The organism is Polaribacter porphyrae (assembly GCF_002954685.1).
Classification (GTDB): Bacteria; Bacteroidota; Bacteroidia; order Flavobacteriales; family Flavobacteriaceae; genus Polaribacter; species Polaribacter porphyrae.
Genome location: NZ_MSCN01000001.1, coordinates 1728789 through 1749408 on the forward strand (window position 1 = coordinate 1728789; position 20620 = coordinate 1749408).

Genomic DNA, 20620 nt, shown 5'->3' on the forward strand with positions numbered 1-20620 from the left:
AATGACAAGAAGAATTAAAAAAGTAGCAATTATTGGATCTGGAATTATGGGGTCTGGTATTGCTTGTCACTTTGCAAACATTGGTGTAGAAGTTCTTTTGTTGGACATTGTTCCAAGAGAAATCAATGAGAAAGAAAAAGCAAAAGGACTAACATTAGAGGATAAGGTTGTAAGAAATAGATTGGTAAATGATGCTTTAGCTGCTTCTTTAAAATCGAAACCTTCTCCTATCTATAAACAAGAATTTGCAAATAGAATTTCTACAGGAAATTTAGACGATGATTTGCATCTTATAAAAGATGTAGATTGGGTAATGGAAGTTGTTGTAGAACGTTTAGATATCAAAAAATCTGTTTTTGAAAAAATTGAGAAATACAGAACCACTGGTACCTTGATTACTTCTAATACTTCTGGTATTCCTATCAAGTTTATGAACGAAGGAAGAAGCGAAGATTTTCAAAAGCATTTTGCAGTAACTCACTTTTTTAATCCACCAAGATATTTAAAGCTTTTTGAAGTTGTTCCAGGTCCAAACTGTAAACAAGAAGTAACAGATTTCTTAATGATGTATGGTGATAAATTTTTAGGTAAAACTTCTGTTTTAGCTAAAGATACTCCAGCTTTTATTGGAAACAGAATCGGAATTTTTGGTATTATGAGTTTATTCCATGTTGTAAAAGAGATGGATTTAACCATTGAAGAAGTTGATAAATTGACAGGGCCAGTTATCGGTCGTCCAAAATCTGCAACTTTTAGAACTATTGATGTTGTTGGTTTAGATACTTTAGTGCATACCGCAAATGGTGTAAAAGACAATTGTCCTGATGATGAAGCAAGAGATCAATTTGTAATTCCTGATTTTGTAAACCACATGATGGAAAACAAAATGTTAGGTAGTAAAACCAAACAAGGTTTTTACAAAATGACTAAAGATGCTAATGGAAAGAGAAATATCTTATCATTAGATTTAAATACTTTAGAATATAGACAAAAGAAACGTGCAAAATTTGCAACTTTAGAATTAACAAAGACGATTGATAATGTTGTTGACAGATTTAAAGTATTAGTTGCAGGTAAAGACAAAGCTGGTGAATTTTACAGAAAATCATTTGCAGCAATGTTTGCATATGTTCAAAATAGAATTCCAGAAATTTCTGACGAATTATATAGAATTGATGATGGTTTAAGAGCAGGTTTTGGTTGGGAGCATGGACCATTCCAAATTTGGGATGCAGTTGGTGTTGCAGAAGGTGTAGAATTGATGAAAGCTGAAGGGCATAAAGTTGCTACTTGGGTAACAGAAATGTTAGAAAAAGGAGAAACTTCATTCTACACTATAAAAGATGGAGCAACTTTTTATTATGATATTCCTAAAAAAGAACAAGTTAAAAAACCAGGTCAAGATTCATTTATCATCTTAGACAACATCAGAAAATCAAACGAAGTTTGGAAAAACTCTGGTGCTGTAATCGAAGATTTAGGAGATGGAATTTTAAATTTAGAATTTCAATCTAAAATGAATACCATTGGTGGTGATGTATTAGCTGCAATTAACAAAGCAATTGATTTAGCAGAAACAAACTATCAAGGATTAGTTGTTGGTAATCAAGCAGCAAACTTTTCTGTTGGTGCCAATATTGGAATGATTTTTATGATGGCTGCAGAGCAAGAATATGATGAGCTAAATATGGCAATCAAGTATTTCCAAGACACAATGATGCGTATGCGTTATTCTTCAATACCAACTATTTCTGCTCCTCATGGAATGGCTTTAGGAGGTGGTTGTGAAATTTCTTTGCACGCAGATAAAGTTATTGCAGCTGCAGAAACTTATATGGGACTTGTAGAGTTTGGAGTTGGTGTAATTCCTGGTGGAGGTGGTTCTAAAGAAATGGCTTTAAGAGCTCAAGACACCTTTAGAAAAGGAGATGTTCAATTGAATGTTTTACAAGAATACTTTTTAACAATTGGTATGGCAAAAGTAGCAACTTCTGCTTATGAAGCTTTTGATTTAGGTTTACTTCAAAAAGGAAAAGACGTTGTGGTTGTTAATAAAGACAGACAAATAGCCGAAGCTAAAAAACACGCTTTATTAATGGCTGAAGCTGGTTACACACAACCTGCAGCTCGTAAAGATGTGTTAGTTTTAGGAAAACAAGCTTTAGGAGCATTTATGGTTGCAACAGACTCAATGCAAGCAAGTAGATTTATTTCAGAACACGATCAAAAAATAGCAAATAAACTAGCTTATGTAATGGCTGGTGGAGATTTATCAGAACCAACTAAAGTTTCTGAGCAGTATTTATTAGATATAGAACGTGAAGCGTTTTTGTCACTTTGTACTGAAAGAAAAACCTTAGAAAGAATTCAACATATGTTGAAGACAGGTAAACCATTACGTAATTAGAAACAAGAACCAAGATAAAAGAACCAAGACAGTCTTGTCTCTTGATTCTTGACTCTAAAAATCTTAAAAAAAATGAAAACAGCATATATAGTACAAGGATATAGAACAGCAGTAACAAAATCTAAAAGAGGCGCACTCCGCTTTAAAAGAGCTGATGAGTTGGCTGCTGAAACTATCGAACATTTAATGAAAAATTTACCAGAATTCGATAAAACAAGAATTGATGATGTTATTGTAGGTAATGCAATGCCAGAAGGTTCTCAAGGATTGAATATGGCTCGTTTAATTTCTTTAATGGGATTAAAAATTGAAGAAGTTCCTGGTGTAACCGTAAATCGTTTTTGTTCTTCAGGATTAGAAACTATTGGAATGGCAGTTGCAAAAATTCAATCTGGTATGGCAGATTGTATCATTGCTGGTGGAGCAGAAAGTATGAGTTCTGTGCCAATGACAGGTTTTAAACCAGAATTGAATTACGATACAGTTGCTGCAGGTCATGCAGATTATTACTGGGGAATGGGAAATACAGCAGAAGCTGTTGCAGATCAATTTAAAGTTTCTAGAGAAGACCAAGATGAATTTGCTTTAAACTCTCATTTAAAAGCATTAAAAGCACAAGAAGAAAATCGTTTTCAAGATCAAATAGTACCTATCGAAGTTGAGGAAACTTATATAGATGCAAAAGGTAAAAAAGCAACAAGAAAATATACAGTAACTAAAGATGAAGGCCCTAGAAAAGGTTCTAATATTGCAGGTTTGCAACGTTTAAAACCAGTTTTTGCAGCTGGTGGAAGTGTAACTGCTGGTAATTCTTCACAAACTAGTGATGGTGCTGCTTTTGTTATGGTGATGAGTGAAGAAATGGTAAAAGAATTAAACATAAAACCAATTGCTAGAATGGTAAGTTATGCTGCTGCTGGTGTTCCTCCAAGAATTATGGGAATTGGCCCTGTAGCTGCAATTCCAAAAGCATTAAAACAAGCAGGATTAAAACAGGAAGATATCAGCTTAATTGAATTAAACGAAGCATTTGCTTCTCAATCTTTAGCTGTAATTCGTGAATTAGGTTTAGATGCAGACATCATCAATGTAAATGGTGGCGCAATTGCATTAGGTCATCCTTTAGGTTGTACAGGAGCAAAATTGTCTGTTCAGTTATTTGATGAAATGCGTAAAAGAAATATGCAAGGAAAATATGGAATGGTAACTATGTGTGTAGGAACAGGACAAGGTGCTGCAGGAATTTTTGAATTCCTAAACTAAAATTAAAGAAATTATAATATTATAAAATATGAGTGTAGAAGCAACAGAAAAAGAGATTTTAAGAGGAGGTCAATTCCTTGTAAAAGAATCAAAGTGCGAAGATATATTTACTCCAGAAGATTTTTCTGAAGAGCAAGTAATGATGAAAGAAGCTGTAAGAGAATTTACAGACAGAGAAATAGTTGCACATAGAGACAGATTTGAAGCAAAAGATTATGCTTTAACAGAAGAAGTAATGAAAAAAGCGGGTGAACTTGGCTTTTTAGGTGTTGCTGTTCCTGAAGAATATGGAGGAATGGGAATGGGTTTTGTATCAACAATGATTACTTGTGAATATATTTCAAGTGGAAATGGTTCTTTAAGTACTGCTTTTGGTGCACATACAGGAATCGGAACAATGCCAATTACTTTATATGGTACAGAAGAACAAAAACAAAAATATGTACCAAAATTAGCTTCTGGAGAATGGATGGGTGCTTATTGTTTAACTGAACCAGGCGCTGGTTCTGACGCAAATTCAGGAAAAACAACTGCTGAAATTTCTGCTGATGGAAAATCTTACAAAATCAACGGGCAAAAAATGTGGATTTCAAATGCAGGTTTTTGTAATTTGATGATTGTTTTTGCACGTATTGAAGATGATAAAAATATCACAGGATTTATAGTTGAATATGATGCTGCAAATCCAAATGGAATTACTCTGGGTGAAGAAGAGCATAAATTAGGTATTCGTGCTTCATCTACAAGACAAGTGTTTTTTAATGACACAGTTGTTCCTGTAGAAAATATGTTATCTGTTAGAGGTGGTGGATTTAAAATTGCAGTAAATGCACTAAATGTTGGTCGTATTAAATTGGCTGCTGCTTGTTTAGATTCTCAAAGGAGAGTTTTAAATACTGCTTTACAATATGCTACAGAACGTAAACAATTTAAAACACCTATTGCAGATTTTGGTGCTATCAAAGCAAAATTAGCTGAAATGGCAACAAATACTTATGCTGGAGAATCTGCAAGTTATAGAGCTGCAAAAGATATTGAAGATAGAATTGCAATGCGTTTAGCTTCTGGCAATACACATCAAGAAGCAGAATTAAAAGGTGTAGAAGAATATGCAATTGAATGTTCTATCCTAAAAGTAACAGTTTCAGAAGACGTACAAGCTTGTGCAGATGAAGGAATTCAGATTTTTGGAGGAATGGGGTTCTCTGAAGAAACACCAATGGAAGCAGCTTGGAGAGATGCAAGAATTGCTCGTATTTACGAAGGAACTAACGAAATTAACAGAATGTTAGCTGTTGGTATGTTAATTAAAAAAGCAATGAAAGGACATGTAGATTTATTAGGGCCAGCTACTGCAGTTGCTGATGAATTAATGGGAATTCCTTCTTTTGATACTCCAGATTATTCAGAATTATTTGCTGAAGAAAAAGAAATGATTGCTAAAATGAAGAAAGTCTTTTTAATGGTTGCAGGTTCTGCAATTCAGAAATTTGGGCCAGATTTAGAACAACATCAACAGTTATTAATGGCTGCTGCAAATATTCTTAACGAAGTATATATGGCAGAATCTACTTTATTACGTGCAGAGAAAAATGCAAAACGTTTTGGTGAAGATGCACAAGAAGGACAAATTGCAATGGCAAGATTGTACTTATACAATGCAGTAGAAATTATCGCTAAAAATGGTAGAGAAGGTATTGTTTCTTTTGCTGAAGGTGATGAGCAAAGAATGTTATTGATGGGCTTAAAGCGTTTTACAAAATACGCTAATTATCCAAATGTAGTTGCATTACGCAACACAATTGCAGAAAAAATGAAAGCAGAAAATAAATACTGTTTCTAATAAAATTTAAGAATTTTTAAAACGATCAAAGTTTTAGAATTTAGTTGTTTGTTTAAAGACCATCATTTTTTGATGGTCTTTTTTTATTCATTAATTTAGTGTTTTAAAAATATCTACATGAAATATTATAGTTTACTATTGATGACTTTTTTACTTATTTTTTGTTCTGATAAGAAATCAACACCAGAAATAGTAGAAGAAAACGCGAAAAAATATCAACCAACAAAAGAATTCAGTAACTATTGGTATGATGGAACTGCAGAAATTACATCCTATAAATTATCACAATATAGATATGGAGAAATTCATGAAGGAACAGCTGTAAACATTTTTGTAACTGAACCTTTTTTACCTAAAAAACAGGTAAAAGCAGATTATCAAAATGATAAAAATATTCCTATTTTAAAACTAAATAGTACTAAAAAATTTGTAACAGGTATTTATCCATATTCTATAATGACAAGCACCTTCTCTCCTGTTAACATCGATGAACAAGCAATTAAAATTTCTTTTTCGAGCCAAGAATGGTGTGGAAATACTTTTGCACAACTAAATAATAGATCTGATTTTGAAATCGCTTTTTATTCCTATTTTGAAAGTAATACTGATAGAAAAATTACTTTAGAAAAAAATATATTAGAAAATGAGGTTTGGAATTTGATAAGAATAGCTCCAGAAAAACTACCTATTGGTAATGTGAAACTGATTCCTTCTTTTGAATATTTAGCTTTAAATCATAGAAAAATTAAAGCTTATGACGCTTTAACATCATTAAATAAAGAGAGTTCTAATTTTACTTATACTATTAACTATACAGAGTTAAATAGAGTCTTGGTAATCACTTTTAGTAATAAGGCTCCTTATCTAATTAATAATTGGGAAGAAACCTTATTGATAAAAGGGAAAAAGTATATTTCTAAAGCAGAAAAAGTTAAAACTATAAAAATTAAATATTGGAATAAAAATCAGAAGATAGATGGTAATTTCAGAGATATTTTAGGCCTTAAATAATTTTATTGAAAAAGTTTTTCTTAATAAACGTTTTACATATATTTGCAAAGTCCTCCCTGACTTATTATAACTATAAACCATGAGAAAAACAATATTCTCTTTAATGGCAATCCTTATAATTATTGTAGGTTGCAAAAAGCCAAAAAACATTGAAATTGATACTACTGTACTACTAGATAATGTTCGTACTTTATCTGACGATTCCTATGAAGGAAGATTGTTTAGTAGTCCATCTAATTATAGAGCAAGAAAATTTATAGTAGAAAAATTTAAAGAGGCTGGTTTACAACCAGTTAATGGTAGCTACGAGCAAGAATTTTCTTCTACACTAACTAAAAAAATTAGACAAGAAACGTTTCCTATAAAAAAGAAACCTTTTGATGATTTTTCTAATGTACCAGACACTACAATTGTTGGAGGCAATGCTTTTGGTATGTTTAAAGGAGAGACAAATAAGGATATTATAATTACCGCTCATTTTGATCATCTAGGCATCAGAAATGGTAAGATTTATAATGGTGCAGATGATAATGCTTCTGGTACTGCAGCTCTTTTTACTATTGCTGACTATTTTAGAAATAAGCCTACCAAACATAATTTGGTTTTTGTTGCTGTTGATGCAGAAGAAGTAGGCTCTTTAGGTGCTGATCATTTTTTAAAGAATTATGGGAATAAAGAAAATATAGCATTAAATATAAATTTAGACATGATTGCTCATAGTGATTATGACCCTGAATTATTTGGCTCAGGACTTTATCATCATCCTGATTTAAGAGATCCTTTAGAAGACATTTATTCAGAAAAAATAATGTTGCTTTTTGGGCATGATGACCCTAATAATAGAGAACAAGCTGACTGGACATATTCTTCAGATCATAAGATTTTTCATCGAGAAAACATTCCGTTCATTTATTTTGGGGTTCCTGATCATAAAGATTATCACAGACATACAGATACTTACGCAACAATTAATGAAGAATTTTATATTGAAGCTGTAAAAATTGTAATACAAGCTATTGAAAATTTAGATCAGCACTTGTATGATGATTAATTAAAATTAAAAGAGCTTACAGAAATTGTAAGCTCTTTTTTTGTTGAAAGTTATTTTGATTGATTTATTTAGCTCTAATAATTATATCTCCATTAAAGTTTTTAAAAAGTACCTCTGCTCCTCCTCCATTAATAGAACCTGTTATCCATTTTTCTACTTTTACTCTATAGGCATTACCTCTACTATTTTCTCCTTTAGTAACAGTTGTAGTGTTAGGTTTGGTTTTTAAATCGAAATCTGTAAAAATTTCTCCTCTATCAGATTTTACTTTAACATCAGCTTTAAAATCTTTTGGAAAAGTAATGTCTAAATCTCCGTTCATACTGCTAAAAGCCATGGGTGCATCTGGAGTTACCTTTATAAAATTTGCAACAACACCTTTATTTAAAGCATCTGCACTTACAGAACCACTAATATCTTTTAGCGTAATTTTACCATTTATATTACTCACATCCATTGTACCATTTACATTTTCTATGTAAATATTTCCTCTATTAATGGTAGATACTTTAAGCGAAAAGTTTTTAGGAACTTCAATTTCAAAATCTGTAGTTCCATGAGGTGTGCTACTTACACGAACTACATTATCATATTCCTCTGCACTGAATTCTAAAGAATTATTAGTTATCCTCTTTAAACCACTAACATCATTTTTACTTGTTTTTCTACCACTATAATATTTCTTTTCTTTGCTAACTTTTATTCCCTTTACAATTACTTCTTTAGTGTTTGTACCTTTAATTGTTATAGATCCATTAATGATACCCATTTTTAAAAATCCTTCTTTATCTGGATTTGATAATGGTATGTTTACTGTTTGTTGAGCTTGTATTTTTATTACAAATAAAAAAATTAAGCTGGTTAAAATTATTTTTAATTTCTGTTTTTTCATGATTATATCTTTTTTACGATGGCATCACCATTTAACTGATTAAAATGTAAATGAACTTTACCATTTCCTATTTTAAATTGTTTGTTTGAATTTATTTTAAACTTTGTTCCTTTTTTGCTGTATTCTTTGGTAGACTTGAATTGAGGCGTTGTTTTGCTTACATCAAAATTGGTGTAAAAACCCCCATTCATTGTTTTATAACTAATACTAGCGTTTAAATTATCTTGAAATTTTACAGTGATATCTCCATTTAGAGAGTTGTAAAAACTTTCTTCTTCAGGATTTTCTGCATAGGTGATAGTTATGTCTTTGTTTAAAGCATTTACGTCAGTTATTCCTGAAACATTTTTCATATCTATTGCACCATTTATATTTTTAACAATTAATAATTTTCCTTGAACATCAACTATTTTAATATTTCCATTATTTACTGCTTTAACATCTATACTCGTATTTTTTGGAACTTTAATTTTAAAATCTAACCGATATTTATACATGCGTTTTTTACGATGTTTGTAACTTCTTCTAGAGCTAAAATTAAATTCATGATGTTCATAATTACCTGTTTCTATATCGAATTTTGTGTAGGGAGAATTCATATAAACATAAACTGCATCGTCTTTTTTAGCTGTTTTTATCCCTATTTCTTCTTTGCCCTTTTGTAATTCGTCTTTAGTATCTGCACTTACTGTTTTAACAACTTCTACTTGTATTGTGTTTCCAGAATATCCTTGAACATCAATTGAACCGTAAACATTATCTACTACTAAAATGTTGTCTGATGAATTTCGATTAAAATTTAATTCTTTAGTTATAGTTTCAGTTTCTTTTAATTTTTTATCTTTTTGATAACGTTGTGCATCAACTTTTGTAGCTATACAAAAAGCACATAATACTACTATTGTTTTTAAAATTTTCATTTGTGTATAATTTTGATGAATGACTATTGTTTCTCTCTGTAAAAAGCGACCTAGGATTTGCCAGTTACATCAAATTTTATATAATTTATTGTTATATGATACTCTGTATACTTTCTTTCATTTTTTGTTTTGCACTAGTATTTACATCTTCTTTATCAATTAACTTTTCAAAAGATTTTACTGCCTTTTTCTCTTGCAAAACCACCATTAAATCTGCTAATTCCATTTGTACCAATGGTGATGTTTGATTGGCAATTGATGATATTAAACCTTCTCTAACCAAAGGGATTTCTGTATATTTTTTTAAAGCTTCTAATGCTGATAAACGCACGTTTACGTTTTCATCTTTATTTAAGGTAGAAAACAATGCTTTTATAATGATTTTGGTAACTTTATTCAATTTATTCACCTCATTTACAGCCTGTAACCTTTTGTTAGCTGATGGCTGATCTAATAACGTCAATACCAATTGAGAACGCACATCTTGTGTCTCTTTTTGCGCAACTTCTATTTTTTCTTCGGATAAATTATCACTTGTATTAAACCAATTTCCTACAAAAAAACCAATGGTTAAAATAGCTAAAGTATAGGCAAACTGTTTTACAAGTTTCAACGAAAAAAAGTTTTGAATTTTAGTTATCATTGAAACCTGATTTGCTTTTTCTTCTTCCGCTTTTAACATACTATAAAAGTCCATATCCATTTTAGATGATGGTGTTGGCACTTCTTCTAAACTCTCATTCCAGAAAGATTTTGTAAGATTGAATTCTTTTTGAAATTCTGGATTTGCTTTCAAAAACCCTTCAAATTCTTTATTTTTTTCTGTAGATAGATTTTCTGATAAATAATCTACAATGCTATTTTCAAATTCTTTATAATCCATCTTTATGCGTTTTCTAGGGTTAGATAAATCTGTTTTAAATCGTTTAAAGCTCTGTGCACTTTAGTTCTTGCTGCGCCTTCTGTACAACCAACAATTTCTCCAACTTCTCTATATTTTAATTCTTTTAACTTACTTAAAACTATCAGTTCTTTTTTTTCTGGTGATAATTTTGCGATTGCTTTTTTTAAGTTGATTTTATTCTCATTTTCTTCTAAATCTCCTTCAATGTTTTTATCACTACTTAAAAAATAAGAAACCGTTTCTAAATCATTATGATTTTCTTTTTTCGCTTTCTTAAATTCGTCATAAATTTCATTTCTAGCAATTTGAAAAATCCATGTGATAAATTTACTTTTATCATGAAACGTATGTTTGTATTTTAAGACTCTTATAAAAACATTTTGCACTAAATCTTCACTTAAACTTGCATTTTTATTCATTTGATAAAAAAAGCCAAACAATCTCTTTTTGTAACGTTCGTACAACAAACCCAACTTGTGGATTTCGCCTTCTTTTACTTTTAACATTAATGCATTATCTGATAATGTATTCAACTTTATATTGGTTTGGTTGGTTTTCTGAACAGTTATACTGTTCTATTTTTAAAACGTTACAAATTAATCAATTTTATTTTTAGATATTCTTTCTAACATTCTTTTTGCATTCCCATTTGTGCCTCCTAAATCAACTGCTTTTTGATAATTTTTAATCGCTAAACTGTCATTATAACTTCTATAATATGCTTCTGCTAAACTATCAAAAGTATTTGCTGATGTAGGGTTTTCTTGGGTATTAAAAGTAAAAACTATAATCGCTTTCTCCATTCTTCTTTGGTTTATCAATTGATAGCCAACATCGTTAACCAAATTTTGTAAATTGATGTTTTTAAAATTAATATCTTTTTCTATTGATGAATACACTTTTTTAAATTCGTCCAAATCTTTATCAACAATAGATTGAGATAATTTTTCGAAAACTAAATTATTAACATCTACAATATCATTATCAACTAAATTTGCAATATGATTAATGATATTTTCGATATTAAAATAATTACCCATTCCATTTGCTAAAAAAATAATGCTCAAATCTTTATCTGGAAAAATTCGATATGCAGTAACTAAAGAACCAGAAAAACCGTAAGAAATATTTTTGTTGATGATTCTCTTGTCCCAACCATTTGTGAAAACTTTACTAGATTTTGAATACGGAAAAGTTTCCCACATTTTTTGTTTTGTTTCTGGTTTTAAAAGTTGATTTTTTTTGAGTCTTTTATCCCACTTTATAAATTCGTTCAATGTAATATTTAAACCATTTGCAGCTAACATATAATTACCAACTAAAGTTGGATGATCTATTTGAATTTTTCCTGTTTCAAAAGGAAAATAGGCTGTAACTCTATTTTGAACAATTTGTTTTGAATTTGAAGAGAAAAAGACGTTCTCTCCTTCTTTCTCAAACTGATTATTTAGAATAAAACCACTAAAAGATTCGCCAGAAACCTTTTCAATTATTTTTTTTAATAGCCAAAAATTGGTTTGATTATAATCGTATTTTTCTCCTTTTTCAAAAAGAAGTTTTTCTTTGTAAACTAAATCCTTAACTTCTAGTTCAGTTAATTTTTCAAGATTAGGAAAACTTCTCATTTTTGGCAACCCAGAAGAATGGGTTATTAAATGTTTAATTTGAACTGAATTCCAAGTTTCTGGAAGAGAATCTACATATTTAGAAACCTCATCTTTTAAATACAATTTTTCTTTTTCTATTAATTGAAAAAGAGCAACAGCAACTGGCAATTTGGTTAAAGAATAGACTCTAAAAATAGAACTATCAGAAAGTGAGACATTGTGTTCTAAATTTGCTTTTCCAAAATGTTCTTGCATCAAAATGGAATCATTTTTTATGATCGCCAAAGAAACCCCAGGAATTTGATGTCTTTTAATAATATGTTTTACATAACTTCTAATTTTACTATTTGAAGTTTCATCTTTTTCGTTTTTTTGTTTTTGACAAGAAATCATAAATAATAAAATAAAGAAGACGATAAGATTTTTAATGATTGGGTGGTTGTGAATTTTCATTTTAAAGATTGTTTATTTGAAAACAGATATACCATCAATCTTAAAAATTGTTACAAAAAAAAAGAGATTCCATTGCTGAAATCTCTTTTAATGTAATAAAATTAACTGCCTTGCTATTCTAAAGCACCTAAATAACGTTCTGCATCTAAAGCAGCCATACAACCTGTACCTGCAGCAGTTACAGCTTGTCTGTATTCTTTATCTTGAATATCTCCAGCAGCAAAAACGCCTGGCATATTTGTATGTGTTGTTTTTCCTTTGGTGATTAAATAACCAGTTTCGTCCATTTCTAAAACACCTTTAAACAAATCAGAATTTGGTGTATGACCAATAGCTACAAAAAGCCCAGTTACTGGTATTTCCCATGTTTCTTTCGTTTGATTATTAATCGCTCTAACACCTTCTACAACATTAGTTCCTAAAACTTCGTCCACTTCTGTGTTATATAAAACTTCAATATTTTCAGTCTTATTAACCCTGTGTTGCATCGCTTTTGATGCTCTCATATAATCTTTACGTACCAAAATAGTTACTTTGCTACAAATATTTGCCAAATAAGTAGCTTCTTCTGCAGCAGTATCTCCTGCTCCAACAACTATAACATCTTGTCCTTTATAAAAGAAACCATCACATGTTGCACATGCAGAAACTCCACCACCAATTAAACGTTGCTCACTTTCTAAACCTAAATATTTTGCAGTTGCACCTGTAGAAATAATGATGGTTTCTGCTTCTATATGTTTGTTTTCGTCAACAACAACTTTATGAATGCCGCCAACTTTATCACTTAAATCAACTTTAGTTACCAATCCAAAACGCACATCAGTTCCAAAACGTTCAGCTTGATGTTTTAAATCCATCATCATTGCAGTTCCATCAGTTCCATCTTTGTAGCCAGGAAAATTGTCAACTTCAGTTGTAGTTGTTAACTGTCCTCCCATTTGCATACCTGTGTACATTATTGGTTTCATATCTGCTCTTGCTGCATAAATTGCTGCTGTATACCCTGCAGGTCCTGAACCTATTATTAGACATTTTATTTTTTCTATAGTATCTGACATAATATTCTGTATGAATTTTAAAAATGTAAAAATATATTATTTAGATACTTTTAAAAGAGAATGTTTATAAGTTTTAATAATGAAAAAATAAGTGAAAAGAATACTTAAACTGTAAGTTAGCCTTCTACTTAGGCAATAAACGAATTATACCTAGATTTTCTATCCCAACATAGATAAAACCGTCATTACCTTGCTCTATTGAACGCATTCTACCAACACCTTTTAATATTTTTACTTCTTTAAAAATCTTGTTTTCTTTTAAAATACATCTACTTACATATTGAAACTTTAGAGAACCCACCAACAAATTTCCTTTCCATTTTCCATATTTATCACTGTTTATAAAAGCCATTCCACTTGGAGCAATAGATGGAGTCCAATAATGAATAGGGTTCTCCATTCCTTTTATAGATGTTTTATCCGTAAATTTTGTACCACTATAATTAATACCAAAACTTGCTTTTGGCCAACCATAGTTTTTTCCTTTTTGGATGATATTGATTTCATCTCCTCCTCTAGGCCCATGTTCATGAGCCCAAATTTCATTGGTAAAAGGATTAATTTCCATTCCTTGCGGATTTCTATGTCCATAACTATAAATTCCCTTTTTTGCATTTTTTTTATAGACAAAAGGATTATCTTTTGGAATAGAACCATCATCATTTAATCTATAAATTTTACCACAATCTCTAGTAATATCTTGTGGATTTACATCTCTGTTTCCTCGATCTCCAACACTAAAATATACATGATTTTCTTTATCAAAAGCTATCCTTGACCCAAAATGCTGACCTCTTCTCGAATTTGGAGAAGCTTTATACAAAACTTTTTTATTGACTAATTGATTATCTTTCAACTTTGCTCTCATTAAAGTTGTGTTTCCTCCATTCCCTTTTCCTTCAGATGAAGCGTATGTAAAATAAATCCAACCATTTTCTTCATAATTAGGATGCAATTCTATATCCATAAATCCTCCTTGACCACGAACATATATTTCTGGCAAGTTTTTTATTTCAGTTTTTCTTCCATTTTTAAAATGGATTAATCTACCTTCTTTTTCTGTAATTAACATTGAGTTATCAGGAAGAAAAGTAAACCCCCAAGGATTGGTTAAATCTGGAACAACCAATTCATATTCTTTGTTTTGTGAAACTGATTTTATACTAAAAAAAACTATTGAAATTATTAAAATTTTATATTCCATTCTCCAAAATTAATTTTAAAAATGCTAGTACAATATATAAATATTATTCTATATTTACAGTCCAAAATTGATAACCATTTTTGGGGTGTAGTCTCTCAATTATTTCGAGATAAACTACACTACCACTTTTACATTTTTCGGGGTGTAGCGTAGCCCGGTTATCGCGCCGCGTTTGGGACGCGGAGGTCGCAGGTTCGAATCCTGCCACCCCGACAACTTTAAGTATCATATTAGTTTAAAACCTTGGTAATCTTACGATTTCCAAGGTTTTGTAGTTTTTAGACAATCATAAAATTTGATTGAATTTAAACAAATAAGTGACCTATTAGGTTACCAAAATATAAAAAGCACAAAAAGGTAACCGAATTGTATTGATTTGACTTTCGTCTTAAAAATAATTGTTTAACAAATTTAACGATGAAAAATTATGAAAACTTCCACTACGTTCAGTATGCTGTTTTGGCTAAAACAATCTAAAGCTAAAAATGGTGAAGCACCTTTATATGCAAGACTTACTGTAAATGGTAAAAGAGCAGAAATCAGTCTGAAAAGAAAAATCAAAATTACAAATTGGAATACTACAAAAAATCGAGTAAGAGGAACAAATCAAGAAGCAAGAACCATCAACAAATATTTAAATCAGGTTCAAAAAGGGATTGTTCAGGCTAAAAATGAATTAACTCTTGAAAATAAATGCATTACTTCTCAAGCAATCAAATCGAGATATTTAAAAGAAGATGACCAAAACCATACCTTAAATGATATTATTAAGTATCACAATGAAGATATGGTTAATAAGTTAAAATGGGGTACTCAAAAAAACTACTTTACTACTCAAAAATACATTTCAAAATTTATGAAGAAATGTTTCAATACAAGAGATATGTATTTGAAGCAATTGGATTATAATTTCATTTTAAAATTTGAAAAATTCTTAAGAGAATATCAACCATTGGATCATCAAAAGAAAATGGGTAACAATTCAGTGATGAAACATATTGAAAGATTCCGAAAAATGATAACATTTTCTTTTAAATTAGAATGGATAAAAAGAGACCCTTTTATCAATTTTAAAGCAAAGTTTGAAAAAGTAGAACGTGGTTATTTAACAGAAATGGAATTAAAAAAAATTGAAGAAAAACAATTTTCAATACCTAGACTTCAATTAGTAAAGGATTTATTCATTTTCTCTTGTTATATCGGATTAAGTTATATTGATGTAATTAATTTAATTGAAGATAATATCAATTTTGGTATTGATGGTGAATTATGGATCATCAAAAAAAGAGAAAAAACAAATAAATTATTAAGAATTCCGATCCTTCCTAAAGCAAAGATTTTAATTGACAAATACAAGAACCATCCAAAATCAGAAATTAAACGCTTACTTAAAAGAAATTGCTGATTTATGCTCAATAAAAAAGAATCTTACATTTCATTTAGCACGTCATACTTTTGCAACAACTCTTACTTTAACTAATGGTGTACCTATTGAAACGGTTTCTCAACTATTAGGACATTGTCGTATTTCTACTACTCAAATATATGCAAAAGTTATTGATAGAAAAGTTAGTATAGATATGGGAATATTAAAAAAAAGTATTAGTGAAAATATTTCGTTAAAAATGTCAAAACAAAAAAAGTTATAAATTTTAAAAGCTTTTAAACAAAGAAAATTGCTTGATAAACTCTTTTTTATTTCTGTAAGATATAGGTATTATATCACCGTTTTTCATAAATACTTTACCACCTCTTCCACGATCCCATTCTTTAACAAAATTTAAATTAATAATATAGCTTCGATGTATTTGATTGAAGAAATTAGGAAGTATTAATATCATATCTTTCAGTCTTAATTCAGATATTAAAATTCTGTCTTCTGTAAGTAGTAATTTTGTATACGGGTCAAATGCTTCTATGATTACAATTTCCTCTAACAAGATTGTAGTCGTTTTTTTTGAGGTTTTAATCGTAATTTTATCATTTTTTAAATTTACTTTATTGTTGTTTTTTAAAATTTTTAAAGGTTTTAAAAAGTCTATTTTTTTTCTTGTTTTATCTACAATATTAATTATTTCTTCAACAGCATAAGGTTTTAAAATATAATCTAATACCGATTTTTTTACAGCTTCAATACCATAATTATCATATCCAGTAACTAAAACAGTATAGAAATGCTGCTCATCAAAATTATTTAAAACTTTAAAACCAGAACCATCTTGTAGTTCAATATCTAAAAAAACTAAATCAGGCTTATTTTCATTTATTAATTGGATAGCTTTTTTTACACTTTCACAAACACCCGTAATTGTTATACTTTCACAATTTTCTATTAATAAATTTTTTAATAACTCCTGGCTATTAATTTCGTCTTCTACTATGAGTATTTTTAATTCCATTCTTTTTTCAAGGGTAGCTTCAAAGTAATTGTTGTTCCAACACTTATTTTTGAGTTTATTTCAAAAGAAGCTTTTTCATTTTTATTTTTTTCATTGAAAAGATTTATTCGTTGCTTTACTATGTCTAAGCCAAGAGAATTTGTTTTTTTATTAAGTGATTCTGTGTTAAACCCAATTCCATTATCTACAATAGTAATATTCAAAAAGTCATAATCAATATTATAAGTAATAGAAATCTCACCTTTCTTTCCTGAATCTTTAAATGCGTGTTTAACTGAATTTTCTACTATTATTTGAGATAATAATGGAGGTATAAAAATTTTTCTCTTTAAAATAGATTCATCAAAATTAATTTTATAATCAAACTTATCTCGATATCTCATTTTTTCTAGATTAAGATAATCTTGAATAAATTGTATTTCCTCATCCAAACTTATTAGTTCTTTCTTTGAAAAATTTAAACTATTCCTTATAAGTTTAGCTAAAGAGTTTAAATAGAGATTAGCTTCAGATTTTCTATTTGAAAAAATATAATTTTGTACAGAATTTAATGAGTTAAAAATAAAATGTGGATTTATTTGGTTTCTTAGGGTCCTTAATTCTGCTGTTTTCAGTTTAAGATTAAATTCAAGTTTTTCTCTGAGTATGAGGTTTCTTCTTTTTATAATAAAAGTTAAGAATACAATACATGATAGTACTGCTAAAATCTTAAAAATAAGTGTATTTGTAAAATGGGGTTTTATGTAAAAAGAAATTTTTTCAGTATCACTTTCAACTCCATTGGCATTAAAACATTTTACAAAAAATGTATAACTTCCTTTTTCTAAATTTAGATACTCTAAATCTCTGGCATTTGTTGCTTTCCAATTATTTAATTCAGATTTATTAGATACTAATTTATATTCATAAAATTTTTTATTTCCTTTTGGCTTATAATTTGAAATCCCTGTAAATTTAATCTTGATATCATTCTGATTGTGTTTTAAAACTATTGTAGCATTTGTGTTTTGGTAATTTTTTTGATCTACCTGAAGTTTTTCAATAAAAACTGATGGTTTTGGAATTTCTTTTTTATTTTCTTTAAAATATGATATACCTTTATCTGTAGCGACATAAACATAGCCATTAAATACTGTTATATCTTTAATATAGTTTGATAGTAAACCATTAGAAGAATCATAGTTTGTTATTTTATTGATTTTAACTTTTTGATTAATAATACTATATTCTATCTTATTTAATCCAAAGTTAGTGGCTACCCAAATTAAATTTTCCTTTTCAAGATAAATTGAATTTATGTATTTAGAATTCAGCTTCTTTTCATTGATAGTATTCCACTTACTACCAATCTTATATAGTAATCCATTACCTAGTGTGCCAGCCCATAAAATATTAGAATTGCTTCTTAAATCATTAATTCTTATTTTTTTTGTCAGCTTGTCAGGTGAAAACAATTTTTTATCTGATGTAGCAATCCTCGTTAAATTATAAACGCCATCATATGTCCCTACATAGGTTTCATTTTTAAACAACGGTTCTATACTCAGTGCTCTTGTAACTTCTTTAAAAATAATTTTTCCTTTATTATTGGTGTTTAAATAGTATTTTAAGTCTAAATAATCATATTCTAGAAAACTATTGTTACTTAGTGGAAGTATATTGGTGGTTTTTAAATTAGCTTCAGGTATTCCATTTATATATTTTGTGCCCCCAAAGTAAAACATATTTTCATTTTTAAAATCTTTATAACCTCTATGAAAACCTCTTTTTCCTAGTTTATAATAAGAAATAGTAACACTGTTTTTATTAATTTTATAAACATTACCCAATTTAGTTTTTGCATACAAAAAATTCTTGTGTCTAAATAAACCTTCAATATTTTTATCTCCATTTTTAATATCTAGATATTTTACATTAATCGAGTTAATTTTAAAAATTCCTGAAGACACACTAGTTGCCCAAATCATATCAAAATCATCGATTACCATAGATGTAATACTTCTATTATTTATAATAACATGCTTAAAATCCTCAGAAAAGGGCTTAGTATAAAAAGACAAACCATCATCAGACATTATAAATAAGTTTCCTTTTTTATCTAAAAATTCGTTGTAAATAAAACTATTTGAAGGATTTGTATTAAATTTAATTGCTTTACCTGTAGCATAGGAATAACTGTACTTTAATTTACTGTTATCTATAGATTTATTTTTTCTATATTCATTAATATATTTTATAAGTTTTTTAGTTTTAGTGCTACATTTATTTGAACCAATTATTATTTTTTCATTAGGTAAATCTGTAATAAAACCTGTTTTCCTGTTTATTTTGTAAACTGAGGTAAGAGGTGTGTTTCCCTTAATAAAGAAAATAAAATTCTCATTTATATTTATTATTTCAAACCATTGATTACTCTTTTTACTAAATTCTTTTAATTTAAAATTAAATGCAAATGGGGAAAAGCTGTTACCATTCCAAAATGTGAAAGAACCATCTAAACCATTTATCCAAAAAGTATTTCCAGAACTTTTATAAAAAGTAAAATTTACAATATTAGATAAGCCGTTTTTTAAAGAAAACACCTCAAAATAATAAGAATTATAACGAACTATACCTCTGTCTGATGTAAACCAAATAAAACCCTTATCATCTTTAATTACATCATAAAACTCGCTTGTTGGTAATCCATCTTTTGTATCAAAGTTTTGTATTGCATATTCTTGTGAATACGTATGTGTTATTAAAAACATAACTCCAAAAAGCTGGACTTTAAAAAGATATTGTGTTAAGATTTTCATTCAAGTAACAAATTTAAGTTGAGTGACACTTAATTATTACACGCCTACCATAAAAAAAATACGCATTAACCTTTAATTATATATTTTTTTTTAACAACAAGCTGTAATTGTCTTTTTTTTAAAGTTAAATAAATAATTCTAAATGGTATGAAGTCTAATATTATTTTAATTCTTTTAATTGTATTTAGTATTAATGTAACAGCACAATGTGATGCTACAATACTTTCAAGTCAATCAACTGTTGCTGTAGATAACTCAGGAGCGGATACACCAGTAACATTACTCTTTAATAATGAATATGATGTATTATCAACATTCAATATATCTGATTCTTACACAATTAGAGCTGGTACTGGTAGTGGTTTTTTAACAGTAAGAAATGTAACTGATAACAGTGTTATAGCTAGTGGTAATATAAGTGTAAATTTTACAGCAACAACTACTCAAGTAGAGGTGCATTATTTTGCTTCTAATGCTTGTGATGGTACTTTTGCTGTTTCAAATATTACTGTACAAAATAATACTGCTGCATCTACAAATGTTTGGGATGGTAGCTCAAATTCAAATTGGAATGATTCTGACAATTGGAGTGTTGGTACTGTACCCAATTCAACTACCAATGTAACTATTCCTAACGTAACTAATAAACCTATAATTTCTGCTTCAACTAATATAGAAGTTAACAATCTAACTATTGAAAATTCATCTTCTTTGATCCTATCTTCTAATAGTAGTCTAACTGTAAATGGTACTTTTGCAAATAGTAGTACACCTTCTTCATTTCTTATGAACTCCAGTTCATCCTTT

General features: G+C 29.0%; 17 protein-coding genes and 1 tRNA gene. 9 read left to right on the forward strand and 9 right to left on the reverse strand.

From position 1 onward, the window contains the following. Position 1: 1 nt before the first annotated feature. The 5 genes from BTO18_RS07750 to BTO18_RS07770 all read left to right on the forward strand — a co-directional run bounded on the left by BTO18_RS07750 (position 2) and on the right by BTO18_RS07770 (position 7575). A complete protein-coding gene (locus BTO18_RS07750; RefSeq protein WP_105015678.1) occupies positions 2-2407 on the forward strand; it encodes a 3-hydroxyacyl-CoA dehydrogenase/enoyl-CoA hydratase family protein in 2406 nt (801 codons plus the stop codon). A 72-nt stretch (positions 2408-2479) separates the two neighbouring features. Beyond that, entirely contained in the window at positions 2480-3670 is a 1191-nt protein-coding gene (locus BTO18_RS07755; RefSeq protein ID WP_105015679.1) for an acetyl-CoA C-acyltransferase, read from the forward strand. Positions 3671-3698: 28 nt separating this feature from the next. Further along, complete coding sequence (locus BTO18_RS07760; RefSeq protein WP_105015680.1) at positions 3699-5513, forward strand: acyl-CoA dehydrogenase FadE; 1815 nt, start codon at positions 3699-3701, stop codon at positions 5511-5513. 117 nt (positions 5514-5630) lie between these two features. Next, on the forward strand, positions 5631-6524 hold the full coding sequence (locus BTO18_RS07765; protein ID WP_105015681.1) for a septum formation inhibitor Maf: 894 nt from the start codon (positions 5631-5633) through the stop codon (positions 6522-6524). 79 nt (positions 6525-6603) lie between these two features. Further along, the gene (locus BTO18_RS07770; protein WP_105015682.1) at positions 6604-7575 is read left to right on the forward strand and encodes a M20/M25/M40 family metallo-hydrolase; all 972 of its coding nucleotides are present in this window, start codon (positions 6604-6606) and stop codon (positions 7573-7575) included. 64 nt (positions 7576-7639) lie between these two features. Here BTO18_RS07770 and BTO18_RS07775 read toward each other — a convergent pair whose 3' ends face one another. From BTO18_RS07775 to BTO18_RS07805, 7 genes are all read right to left on the reverse strand, one after another. Beyond that, entirely contained in the window at positions 7640-8467 is an 828-nt protein-coding gene (locus tag BTO18_RS07775; RefSeq protein WP_105015683.1) for a DUF4097 family beta strand repeat-containing protein, read from the reverse strand. A gap of 2 nt (positions 8468-8469) precedes the next feature. Then, entirely contained in the window at positions 8470-9387 is a 918-nt protein-coding gene (locus BTO18_RS07780) for a DUF4097 family beta strand repeat-containing protein (protein WP_105015684.1), read from the reverse strand. Between the two features lie 91 nt (positions 9388-9478). Next, positions 9479-10270, reverse strand: coding sequence for a HEAT repeat domain-containing protein (locus BTO18_RS07785; protein WP_105015685.1), 792 nt, complete (start codon positions 10268-10270; stop codon positions 9479-9481). 2 nt (positions 10271-10272) lie between these two features. Then, positions 10273-10824 carry an RNA polymerase sigma factor gene (locus BTO18_RS07790; protein WP_211295586.1) on the reverse strand — a complete coding sequence of 184 codons (552 nt, stop codon included), beginning with the start codon at positions 10822-10824 and terminating at the stop codon, positions 10273-10275. A gap of 63 nt (positions 10825-10887) precedes the next feature. Beyond that, positions 10888-12351 (reverse strand): serine hydrolase domain-containing protein, encoded by a 1464-nt coding sequence (locus BTO18_RS07795; RefSeq protein WP_105015687.1) that lies wholly within the window; start codon positions 12349-12351, stop codon positions 10888-10890. Between the two features lie 113 nt (positions 12352-12464). Next, positions 12465-13412 carry a thioredoxin-disulfide reductase gene (gene trxB, locus BTO18_RS07800; RefSeq protein ID WP_105015688.1) on the reverse strand — a complete coding sequence of 316 codons (948 nt, stop codon included), beginning with the start codon at positions 13410-13412 and terminating at the stop codon, positions 12465-12467. Between the two features lie 124 nt (positions 13413-13536). After that, positions 13537-14616 carry a PQQ-dependent sugar dehydrogenase gene (locus tag BTO18_RS07805; RefSeq protein WP_105015689.1) on the reverse strand — a complete coding sequence of 360 codons (1080 nt, stop codon included), beginning with the start codon at positions 14614-14616 and terminating at the stop codon, positions 13537-13539. A 138-nt stretch (positions 14617-14754) separates the two neighbouring features. Here BTO18_RS07805 and BTO18_RS07810 point away from each other — a divergent pair. From BTO18_RS07810 to BTO18_RS18175, 3 genes are all read left to right on the forward strand, one after another. Then, positions 14755-14829 (forward strand) — tRNA-Pro (locus BTO18_RS07810). Between the two features lie 214 nt (positions 14830-15043). Then, on the forward strand, positions 15044-16021 hold the full coding sequence (locus tag BTO18_RS07815) for a phage integrase SAM-like domain-containing protein (RefSeq protein WP_317197605.1): 978 nt from the start codon (positions 15044-15046) through the stop codon (positions 16019-16021). After that, complete coding sequence (locus BTO18_RS18175; RefSeq protein ID WP_317197604.1) at positions 15960-16265, forward strand: tyrosine-type recombinase/integrase; 306 nt, start codon at positions 15960-15962, stop codon at positions 16263-16265. Before BTO18_RS07815 ends, BTO18_RS18175 begins: the two co-directional genes overlap by 62 nt. A 3-nt stretch (positions 16266-16268) precedes the next feature. On the opposite strand, the gene BTO18_RS07820 is transcribed toward BTO18_RS18175, so the two are convergent. Then, positions 16269-17015 (reverse strand): LytR/AlgR family response regulator transcription factor, encoded by a 747-nt coding sequence (locus tag BTO18_RS07820; RefSeq protein WP_105015690.1) that lies wholly within the window; start codon positions 17013-17015, stop codon positions 16269-16271. Then, on the reverse strand, positions 17006-19813 hold the full coding sequence (locus tag BTO18_RS07825; protein ID WP_105015691.1) for a sensor histidine kinase: 2808 nt from the start codon (positions 19811-19813) through the stop codon (positions 17006-17008). The genes BTO18_RS07820 and BTO18_RS07825 overlap by 10 nt, the downstream gene beginning before the upstream one ends. A 147-nt stretch (positions 19814-19960) precedes the next feature. On the opposite strand from BTO18_RS07825, the gene BTO18_RS17620 reads away from it, so the two are divergent. Beyond that, on the forward strand, positions 19961-20620 hold a 660-nt coding region (locus BTO18_RS17620), incomplete at its 3' end, for a DUF8693 domain-containing protein (protein WP_211295587.1).

What these genes read in the sequence shown, in the direction of transcription:
- BTO18_RS07775 (WP_105015683.1), bottom strand. Translation starts at nt 8,467, where the DNA reads ATGAAAAAACAGAAATTAAAAATAATTTTAACCAGCTTAATTTTTTTA.
- BTO18_RS07795 (WP_105015687.1), bottom strand. Translation starts at nt 12,351, where the DNA reads ATGAAAATTCACAACCACCCAATCATTAAAAATCTTATCGTCTTCTTT.
- BTO18_RS07805 (WP_105015689.1), bottom strand. Translation starts at nt 14,616, where the DNA reads ATGGAATATAAAATTTTAATAATTTCAATAGTTTTTTTTAGTATAAAA.
- BTO18_RS07765 (WP_105015681.1), top strand. Translation starts at nt 5,631, where the DNA reads ATGAAATATTATAGTTTACTATTGATGACTTTTTTACTTATTTTTTGT.
- trxB (WP_105015688.1), bottom strand. Translation starts at nt 13,412, where the DNA reads ATGTCAGATACTATAGAAAAAATAAAATGTCTAATAATAGGTTCAGGA.
- BTO18_RS07820 (WP_105015690.1), bottom strand. Translation starts at nt 17,015, where the DNA reads ATGGAATTAAAAATACTCATAGTAGAAGACGAAATTAATAGCCAGGAG.
- BTO18_RS07755 (WP_105015679.1), top strand. Translation starts at nt 2,480, where the DNA reads ATGAAAACAGCATATATAGTACAAGGATATAGAACAGCAGTAACAAAA.
- BTO18_RS07780 (WP_105015684.1), bottom strand. Translation starts at nt 9,387, where the DNA reads ATGAAAATTTTAAAAACAATAGTAGTATTATGTGCTTTTTGTATAGCT.
- BTO18_RS07750 (WP_105015678.1), top strand. Translation starts at nt 2, where the DNA reads ATGACAAGAAGAATTAAAAAAGTAGCAATTATTGGATCTGGAATTATG.
- BTO18_RS07815 (WP_317197605.1), top strand. Translation starts at nt 15,044, where the DNA reads ATGAAAACTTCCACTACGTTCAGTATGCTGTTTTGGCTAAAACAATCT.
- BTO18_RS07760 (WP_105015680.1), top strand. Translation starts at nt 3,699, where the DNA reads ATGAGTGTAGAAGCAACAGAAAAAGAGATTTTAAGAGGAGGTCAATTC.
- BTO18_RS07825 (WP_105015691.1), bottom strand. Translation starts at nt 19,813, where the DNA reads ATGAAAATCTTAACACAATATCTTTTTAAAGTCCAGCTTTTTGGAGTT.
- BTO18_RS07785 (WP_105015685.1), bottom strand. Translation starts at nt 10,270, where the DNA reads ATGGATTATAAAGAATTTGAAAATAGCATTGTAGATTATTTATCAGAA.
- BTO18_RS07770 (WP_105015682.1), top strand. Translation starts at nt 6,604, where the DNA reads ATGAGAAAAACAATATTCTCTTTAATGGCAATCCTTATAATTATTGTA.